This is a genomic window from Mesorhizobium sp. M4A.F.Ca.ET.020.02.1.1 (genome assembly GCF_004022645.1).
Taxonomy (GTDB): Bacteria; Pseudomonadota; Alphaproteobacteria; order Rhizobiales; family Rhizobiaceae; genus Mesorhizobium.
Genome location: NZ_RZOI01000286.1, coordinates 1 through 6,964 on the forward strand (window position 1 = coordinate 1; position 6,964 = coordinate 6,964).

Here is a 6,964-nt window from a genome sequence, read left to right on the forward strand (position 1 = left end):
TGCCAGGTCTCCATCATGCGGTGGCCGGGGCGTTCGGTGGCGATGGTCAGGCCATACAACTGCCTGGAAAGGCCGACGGCGAAATCGCAGATGTCGATCATCTCCTGCACCTCGCCGAGCCCTTCGGACGGGATCTTGCCGACCTCGATCGAAACCAGCCGGCCAAGCTCGGCCTTGTGGGCGCGCAGTTCCTCGCCAAGCAGGCGAACCAACTCGCCGCGCTTCGGTCCCGGCACCAGCCGCCAGGCCTGGAACGCCTTGTGGGCGGCGTCGATGGTTTTGGCCGCATCGCCCGGCAAGATCGTCTTCAGCGCTGCGATCCGCTCGCCGGTCACCGGGCTACGCACGATCAGGTCGCCGCCGGAAAGCGCGTCCTTGGCGACACCGAGCTTCTCCAGAAGTGCGGCCGTTTCCTTCGCTATCGTCATTTTTGTCCCTTTCAGATCCCGTCGCAAGGCAACGGGGCAAAGCCATGCGCCACCCTGTCCGTACCGTCGGGCCCGTCGGAGCGCTTTCATGGCGTGGCATTACTCGTTTCGGGGAAAAACCGCCACCCCGGCATGGTCTAAGCCCGGACCGCAGGGTTGGGCCAGACTTTCGAGACGGCCGCTCAGCGCGCCTTTTGCGCGGCCCGCTCGGCGCCTTCCTTCATCAGGCGGTCGATATGCATGCGGATATGGGCCGCCTCGGCGGCTGTGTTGGCAAGCGCGATCGCCCGGTCGAACGCAACGCGCGCCTCATCGCCGCGGTCGAGTTGCATCAGCAGGCCGCCCTTGAGGCCGAAGAAGTGGAAATAGCCGGACAGCCTATCCTCCAGCGGCTCGATCATGGCGAGCGCCGCCTCGGGGCCGCGCACCTTGGACACCGCTACGGCGCGATTGAGCGTCACCACCGGCGACGGCTGCATGCGCTCGAGCAGGCTGTAGAGCAGGTCGATCTCGGTCCAGTCGGTGTCTTCGGGCTTCACCGCCCGCGCATGCAGCGCGGCGATCGCCGCTTGCACCTGGTAGGGGCCGGGCTTCTGGTGGCGCAGCGCCTTGTCGACCAGCGCCAGGCCCTCGTCGATCATCTTGCGGCTCCAGAGACTGCGGTCCTGGTCCTCCAGCAGGACGATCTCGCCACTGACGTCGAAGCGTGCCGGCGCCCGCGCATGCTGCAGCAGGAGCAGTGCCGTCAGCCCCATGATTTCAGGCTCGGTCTGGAACAGCCGAAGCAAGAGCCGCGCCAGCCGGATCGCCTCCTCGCAGAGCGGCGCGCGCGCCGGCGCCTCGCCGCTGTTGGTCGAATAGCCCTCGTTGAAGATCAGGTAGACCATGGCGGCCACCGCCGCGAGCCGTTCCGAGCGCTCGACGGCGCCCGGCGTCTCGAAAGGCACGCCGGCATCCGCGATGCGCGCCTTGGCGCGGGTGATGCGCTGCTCCATGGCGCTTTCGCCGACCAGGAAGGCGCGCGCGATCTGTTTGACGGTAAGGCCGGAGACGATGCGCAATGCCACCGCGATCTGCTGCGTCGCCGGCAGGTCCGGATGGCAGCAGATGAACAGGAGCCGCAGGATGTCGTCGCGATAGTGGGCGCCGTCGAGACGCTCGGCGATATCGCTTTCGGTATCCTCCAGGTCGGAGATCTGGTCCTCTTCCGGCAGCGGCGCCTGCTTGGACCGCTTGCGGACCGCGTCGATGCCGCTGTTGCGGCCGACGAAGATCAGCCAGGCGGCGGGATCGCGCGGCGGGCCGTTCTTCGGCCAGTTCTTCAGCGCCCTCAGGCACGCATCCTGGAAAGCTTCTTCCGCGGCGTCGAGATCGCGGAAGTAGCGCAGCAGCGCACCCATCGCCTGCGGACGGGCGGTGCTGATCGCGGTGCTTATCCAGGCAAGCTCGGTCATGCGGGTACTCTGGCCGGATTGAAGAGGGAAACCGGGCGTATCTCGTAGGAGCCGCCGCTTGGATTGACCTCGGAAAGCTCGCGCGCGAAGTCGACGGCCTCGTCGAGGTCGGCGCATTCGAGCGTATAGAAGCCGAGGAACTGTTCCTTGGTTTCGGCGAACGGGCCGTCGATGACGACCGGCTCGCCCTTGACCGTGCGCAACGTCGTCGCGGCGGTGGTCGGCAAGAGACGCGCGACGGGCCCAAGCCGCCCGGCCTGGGCGTATTTTTCCTGCACGCCCAATAGCTTTGCCATGACCTCGTCGTCCTGTTCCTTGCTCCAGGAGCAGACGACGTCTTCGGAGGCGTAGCAGAGGATGGCGTAGAGCATGGCAAATCCTTTCCGTATCAAAGGACGCGACAGTAGGGCCCTTCCCGACACAACGTCGATAAAAAAATATTGAGCGATCACACGGGCTTGCCCGTCCACCCGTGCCACTGGTCAGGCGCCGCGCGTCTCAAGCCATCGCAACACCAGCGTCTCCTCTTCGTCGAGACCGGGTATCAGGCGTTTTCGCTTGCTTGCCTCCGCCATTTCGCTGAGCAGCCGGCCGTTTGCCCATGCTTCGAAGACCAGCGGGTGGATGTAGCATTTGCGGCAGATGGCACGCGTGTTGCCGAGGCGCTCGGCGACCCTGTCGATGATCCCGTTCATGACCCGCTTCATCTGCGCCTGGCTTTCCGGACGCTCGGCTTGTGCAAACAGCGACGCGGCGTGGATGGTGCCGCCCCAGGTTCGGAAATGCTTCGAGCTGAAATCCGCGTCGGCCGCGTCGCGGATATAGCGGTTGACGTCGCCCGAACCGACCGGATGCCTGTTGCCGTCCTCGTCAAGATACTGAAGCAGCTTCTGGCCCGGAAGTTCCTGCGCGCCGCGCACGATCCTGGCGATCCGGCGGTCGACCAGCTTCAGCTTCCATTCCTTGCCGGACTTGCCCTTGAAGGCAAAGCGCAAGTGCGATCCCTCGATGTCGACATGACGGTCGCGCAACGTCGTCAGGCCGAAACTCTTGTTGTCGCGGGCATAGGCGGCATTGCCGACGCGGATCATCGTATTGTCGAGCAGCCAGACGGTCGCCGCGACGACGCGCTCCGCCGGCAGACCGTGACGGCGCAGATCCGCATCGATGCGGCGCCGCAGTCCGGGCAGGCTTTTGGCAAAGGCGACCAAGCTTGAATATTTGGCGCCGTCGCGCTCGGCGGCCCACAGCGCATGATAGCGGTATTGCTTGCGCCCGCGCTGGTCCCGGCCGGTCGCCTGGATGTGCCCGCGGGCATCAGGCGAAATCCAGACATCGGTCCACGCCGGCGGAATGGCCAGTGCCTTGATGCGCGCAAGCGTGGCCGCTGAGACCGAACGGCCCTGGAGCCCGAGATAGGCAAAGCCCTTGCCTTTTCGCTTGCGGCGAATGCCGGGATCGGCATCGCTGACATAGGTGAGCGACGCGCGCTCGGCCGAATCTTGCGCGCCGTTCTTTCGGGTTTCGTCCTCTCCTGCTGAACGGTCAGGGGAGGATTGCGGTCGTTGCAGCATGATGCATCCCACGGAACTGGTCCGTAGATAAGCCGCATCGCCGGCGACTGGTTCCGTGCTGCTCTTAAGGGTTCACGCTCGCGCGACGGCCGACAGGTCCGCCATCCAGAGCCCGCCGTCATCGGATCTCTGCCCAGCGCGGGCAGGCGAGGCAATCCGCGGCAAGGAAGGCGACGAACGGGGCTTGTGTCGCCGCAGGCCGATATTTCGCGCAGCGCCGGCGAACAGTCGCTGCCCGACCTCGATGACCCTGACATCGAGTCCGGCACGACCCAGCAGTGCCTGGACATCCCCGCCGCCGGAATTCACGACCACGACCTCGAACGGTGCATTCTGGTCGAGCGCCGATCTTACTGCTGCGACCAACTCGGCAGGCGCCCGCAAACCAATCACCACGACTGCGAGTTCCGGCCTCTCGGCCATCAGGCGCTTTGCAACTGGACACGCGGCATGGAAAACCGGCGCCGCGCCGCAAGCTTGAACTGATAGCGCATGCAACGCCAGATGTCCGACGGCACCTTCGGCGCGGCCTTGGCCACGGCCAGGAACCGGGCCGCCGTATCCAGGTCGCCGCGCGCATAGTGGACGCGCGCGATCTTCAGGGCGACAAGCCCTTCCCTGGTCTTCAGCGTCGACTTCGCAATCCCGCAATCGGCGAGCCCGTGCAGCGCATTGCGCCATTCGAGGAAGCGCTTTGCCGGCAGCACGATGAAGCGGTCGTCGGAGCGTTCCGCCGAAACACAGTAGGTCATGACCGGTTGCGTGATGATCGCAAGCCGGGCCTTGCTCAACACCCTTGCCCAGAACAACGTGTCCTCGTCATAGGCGAGCCCGGTTGGGAACCGCGTTTCCCCGATCGCCTGCCGGGACACCAGCGCGCTTCCCACCGCAATCGAACGTATGTGACCTTCGATATAGGCCGAGGCATTGGCGATGCTCGCGGCCGTATAGCCGGCAGGCAGCTTGATCTGCCGGTCGACGCCGTCGGTCCGCCGACGATAGGCGCCGACCACCATGTCGGCCCTTGCCTGCATGCTGGCCTGAAGCAGCAATGACCGCAGCCCGCCCTCCAGATGCAGGTCGTCGGCATCGATCATGTAGATCCAGGGATGGTTCGCCTGCGACAGGGCGAGATTGCGGGCTCCGCCGGCGTCCCTGCAGTTGGACTGGATGACGCGCAACGGCAGGCCCAACCGTGAAGCAGCATCGCTGGCGACCGCTGCCGTGCCGTCCGAGGACAAATCGTCGACCAGCAGCACCTCGCCGATGGCGTCCGCTTCCGAACGCAGCGATCCCAGCGTCCTCACTATGGTCGCTGCTGCATTGTGTGCCGGAATGATGACGCTGACAGCTTTCAATGACAACTCCGCACCGGCGCAAAACCCATGCATCCGGCCGTACCGCCCCGAAGCGCAAGATAGCGACAGCGTCCGGATTTGAGAAGCAGTCTTTGCTCGCTCCGCCCGTACGGCACAGGCCTGGACCCCGATGTGTTCACAGCTTTTCGAGCACGACCGGAATGACATCGACCGCTTGCTCGGCCGCCTGGCCGCCGGTCGTCTTGAGCACGCCGACGATCGGCGCCACATCGGAATAGTCCCGCCCGTAGCCGACCGTGATGTGGTCGTTGCTCGCCCGCATGCCGTTGGTCGGATCGAATTCCTGCCATCCGGCGTCACGCCCGCACCAGGCCTTGACCCATGCATGCATGGCATCGGCACCTTCGAGCCGGGGCTTGCCCTTTGGCGGTATGGTGCGCAGGAAGCCGCTGACATAGCCAGCGGGAATGCCGAGGCCGCGCAGGCCGGCGATCATGATATGCGAGAAGTCCTGGCAGACGCCGCGCTTCAGGCCGAAGGCATCGCTGGCGCGGGTCTGCACGGTGGTGGCCTCGCCATCATAGGTGAAATCGCGATGGATGCGGTTGCACAGGTCCAGGACCGTGGCGACGGTCGAGCCGGCGATGCTGCCTTTCGCATAGGCGGTGATCGCGGAATCGATGCCGGCATGATCGCTCGCGGCAAGAAAATGATGCGGGGAATCCGGCGACAGCGACCGCACGCCGCCGAGTTCTTCCCGCAGCCGCTGGAGGTCGGGCGATACGTCCAGCCCCGGTTCCGGGCGCGACACCGACACGCGCGCGCTCATCCGGATGTCGAGCGCGTCATGTGCATCGCGAAAGGCGATCGAAGTGACGTTGTTGCCAAAGAAATCGGAAAAGTCGGAGCGCTCGCCTGGAGCCGGCACGAAGGACAGCGAAGCCGCGACTACCCGCTGCACGCCGACAATCGTCGGCGGCAGCACGCGCACCTGGTGCCGGCCGCCACCGGCCGCGGCATCATAGTCGTAGCTCAGATGAAGCCTGATGTCGTAGAGCATGCGCTATCCGAAAAAGGCCTTGGCGAGGCTGTTGTAGAGGCCGCCGATCTCATTGGCGAGATCGTCGATGACTTGCGCCGTCATGTCCGAGGGTTCCATGACGGCGATCGCCGTGTTGAGCTGAAGGATTTCCTTTGCCGCCGGCGACATGTGCCCTTCGCCGCCGCTCGAAGGCAGCATGCCGATCTCCGCCTTCAACCGCTCGAGCTGAAACAGGATGGAGCGCGGGTTGAGCGGGTCGAGCGCCAGGAGATCGATCACCGTGCGCCGGCCGGCCTGCACCGGGTACTGCCGGCGATGAGTCATGACGCTGTCGCCGATCTCCAGCATCATGTCGAGCGCGCCGTCGGGCGCGCCAGCCCTGGTCAGCCGGGCAAGCATGCGGGCGATCTGGATGCCGCGCTCCAGCCGCCGGCCGATTTCGAGAAAGCGCCAGCCGGTGAAGCGGTACATGTTCTCGTGCAGCAGGCCGGAGAAGCCGGCGAGCTTGCGCAGGATCACCGTCATCGCCCGGGTCGCGTCGTCGCCTGGCGCCACGGTCCTGGCGAACTGATGGATGGTCTTCGACAGGTCCTTCAGCGCCAGCCAGCCATCCGGCGAAAAACGGTCGCGAATCTGCCCGGCGCTGTAGACGGCGCTGTCTAGCGTGCCGATCAGGCCAAGCGGGATCGCCGTTTCGACGTCGATGCCGAACGGTTCGAGATAATCCCTGATATCGGCAAGCAGCGGCGTTTCAGGATCGGAGGTCTCAGCCAGCCGCACATGATAGGCGCGCAGCACGCGGGCCGTGTCTTCCGATCGCTCGATGTAGCGGCCGAGCCATGTCAGGTTCTCCGCCGCGCGGCTGGGCAGACTCCCAGGCATGGAGCGGGTGAAGCTGTCATGCTCCTGCGGCAGCAGTGTCTCGCGCTCGACCGGCCGGTCGCTGACCACCCAGACATCCGCCGCCTGGCCGCCGCGCTGCATGGCTATGGCTGTCGTGTCCTGCGAGAAGCCGACCCGGGCAAAACCGCCGGGCATCACCGTCCAGCCATCCGCCGTGCGCGCCAGATAGACGCGCAGGCTGGCCGGCCGCGGCTCCAGCCAGCCGCCGACATAGACGGGCGTTGTCGAAAGCGTCACTGCTTCC

Annotated in this window: 8 protein-coding genes; all 8 read right to left on the minus strand. The window is 65.6% G+C overall.

The window, feature by feature from the left end:
* Positions 1-428, minus strand: a 428-nt coding sequence (locus EN742_RS18430) for an aldehyde dehydrogenase family protein (protein WP_128333124.1), incomplete at its 3' end; no start/stop codon positions are given.
* Positions 429-610: 182 nt separating this feature from the next.
* Positions 611-1,882, minus strand: coding sequence for an RNA polymerase sigma factor (locus EN742_RS18435; protein ID WP_126058523.1), 1,272 nt, complete (start codon positions 1,880-1,882; stop codon positions 611-613).
* The gene (locus EN742_RS18440) at positions 1,879-2,253 is read right to left on the minus strand and encodes a YciI family protein (RefSeq protein ID WP_126058522.1); all 375 of its coding nucleotides are present in this window, start codon (positions 2,251-2,253) and stop codon (positions 1,879-1,881) included. The genes EN742_RS18435 and EN742_RS18440 overlap by 4 nt, the downstream gene beginning before the upstream one ends.
* A 111-nt stretch (positions 2,254-2,364) precedes the next feature.
* Entirely contained in the window at positions 2,365-3,456 is a 1,092-nt protein-coding gene (locus EN742_RS18445; protein ID WP_126058521.1) for a DNA topoisomerase IB, read from the minus strand.
* Between the two features lie 72 nt (positions 3,457-3,528).
* Positions 3,529-3,879: a glycosyltransferase gene (locus tag EN742_RS18450; RefSeq protein WP_126058520.1), complete on the minus strand. Its 351-nt coding sequence runs from the start codon at positions 3,877-3,879 to the stop codon at positions 3,529-3,531.
* Positions 3,879-4,814, minus strand: a complete 936-nt coding sequence (locus EN742_RS18455; RefSeq protein ID WP_126058519.1) for a glycosyltransferase family 2 protein — start codon at positions 4,812-4,814, stop codon at positions 3,879-3,881. The genes EN742_RS18450 and EN742_RS18455 overlap by 1 nt, the downstream gene beginning before the upstream one ends.
* Before the next feature lie 136 nt (positions 4,815-4,950).
* Complete coding sequence (locus EN742_RS18460) at positions 4,951-5,835, minus strand: transglutaminase family protein (protein WP_126058518.1); 885 nt, start codon at positions 5,833-5,835, stop codon at positions 4,951-4,953.
* 3 nt (positions 5,836-5,838) lie between these two features.
* On the minus strand, positions 5,839-6,964 hold a 1,126-nt coding region (locus EN742_RS18465; RefSeq protein WP_189375443.1), incomplete at its 5' end, for an alpha-E domain-containing protein.

Excerpts from the sequence above, each read along its gene's own strand:
- EN742_RS18435 (WP_126058523.1), bottom strand. The coding sequence starts at position 1,882 with ATGACCGAGCTTGCCTGGATAAGCACCGCGATCAGCACCGCCCGTCCG.
- EN742_RS18440 (WP_126058522.1), bottom strand. The coding sequence starts at position 2,253 with ATGCTCTACGCCATCCTCTGCTACGCCTCCGAAGACGTCGTCTGCTCC.
- EN742_RS18445 (WP_126058521.1), bottom strand. The coding sequence starts at position 3,456 with ATGCTGCAACGACCGCAATCCTCCCCTGACCGTTCAGCAGGAGAGGAC.
- EN742_RS18450 (WP_126058520.1), bottom strand. The coding sequence starts at position 3,879 with ATGGCCGAGAGGCCGGAACTCGCAGTCGTGGTGATTGGTTTGCGGGCG.
- EN742_RS18460 (WP_126058518.1), bottom strand. The coding sequence starts at position 5,835 with ATGCTCTACGACATCAGGCTTCATCTGAGCTACGACTATGATGCCGCG.